This window comes from Anabaena sp. FACHB-1237 (assembly GCF_014696225.1).
GTDB lineage: Bacteria > Cyanobacteriota > Cyanobacteriia > Cyanobacteriales > Nostocaceae > FACHB-1237.
The window spans coordinates 1-1,676 of sequence record NZ_JACJPV010000092.1; the positions used below are offsets into that span (position 1 = coordinate 1).

Consider the following 1,676-nt stretch of genomic DNA (forward strand, 5'->3'; position numbering starts at 1 on the left):
TGACTAAAACGGATAAATTTTACATAATCATCATTTAACCATTTAGGATTTTTTTCACCTAAAGATTTTCCGTCAACTTCAAAATAACTTGCTGTTTTACTACTAGAAATAGTATCTTGACCATTTAAAAGATTTTTAATCCAATCTCCTGTATTAATAGAATGTCCAGAATAGGGAGGATTTCCCATAATTACTATAAGTGGATTTTCTTGTTTAACTTCTTTTGCTGCTTCTGCTTCTTGTTTAATTTGATAACCAAAACTAACAACTTGATCTTCTAATTGAAAAGCCTCTTGTAATGTATTAGTTAAATAAATTCTTAACCATTCGTCAGAACTAAAATCATAACCCAATTCTTGCAACTGTAACCCTAGTTTCATGTGGGCTACAGTATAAGGTGCCATCAACAATTCAAAACCAAATAATCGGGGTAATAAATGTTGACTAACATAACTTGACCACATCCCCTTTTGAGATTTAAACTTATCATAAATAAAATCAATTACACTGTGCATAAAAGTTCCCGTACCCACCGCAGGATCTAAAATCAAAACTTGATGGGTTTCTATAGTTCCATCACCTTTAGGATTAGGAATTCTAATCTTTTTAGAATCCGCTAAACCTTTACTAAGATTAAACTTATGTTTGAGAATATAATCCACACTTTTGACAATATAATCAACCACAGGTTCAGGAGTATAATAAACCCCTCTTGATTCTCGCATTTTGGGATCATATTCTGCTAAAAACGTCTCATAAAAATGCACAACAGGATCTTCTTTACGAGTACGTTTGCCAAAATCTTTAATAATTTCTGCCATTTCCGTTTGTTCCAGAATATTCGCTAAATTATCCACAGTCCAACTAATTCTATCATCTAAATCTGGTCCGGCTATTTGTCCAAAAATACTCCTTAAAAATGGGTTAGTTTTTGGTAATTTAAAAGCTGCGGTTTCCCGTGAAAAAGTATTAATATTATCAGTATTACATCGCGCTGCAAATAACCCATAACAAATAGTTTGGGCGTACATATCCGCAAATTGTTCTACCGTCAAATCCTTAATTAATACTCGTTGAAATGACTCTAACTGCTGACGTAACATACCCCCATTATCTACATCATGTAAAGCCGTTTTGATAGCATCTCTCATCAATTGGGCTAAACTTGCCATGCGTTTAGCTAAATCTTTGGGTGTGGTAACTTGGGGAACTTTAGCTAATAAAAACTGCCGCAAAAGTTGATCAACTTCCTGTATTCCTTGTTTATCAATTTTGATTTTTTTATTTTTATCAATTGTTCCTAAAGAAGCAGTTAATTTTAATTCTCCTTGAATATACCAACGAAATTCTAAATAATCAGTTAAAATCAAATTACCTAAAGCCGCAAAATAACGCCCTATTTGTGGAGTTTTTTCTACTTTTTTCAGAGAAATACCAATATCTTTAGCTTCAATATGTCCAACTTCCAACATACCATTTTTGACCACAAAATCTGGCGCACCGCAAGCGATTCTTTTCGGTTCATTAATAGCTTGAACTTGAGAATCTAAAGATTCCATTAATTTTTTCAATGCTGGACGATATGTATGTTCCGTAGCATTTTGTTGTTGATAAATTTGACTAACTTCTTGAATATAAACCTGTAAATAATTCATAATAAAAACTCTTGCTTCTCT

1 protein-coding gene is annotated in these 1,676 nt (G+C 32.5%); it reads right to left on the reverse strand.

The window, feature by feature from the left end:
- A partial coding sequence (locus H6F32_RS20175; RefSeq protein ID WP_190371048.1) for an N-6 DNA methylase occupies positions 1 to 1,655 on the reverse strand: 1,655 nt, incomplete at its 3' end.
- Between the last annotated feature and the right edge of the window lie 21 nt (positions 1,656 to 1,676).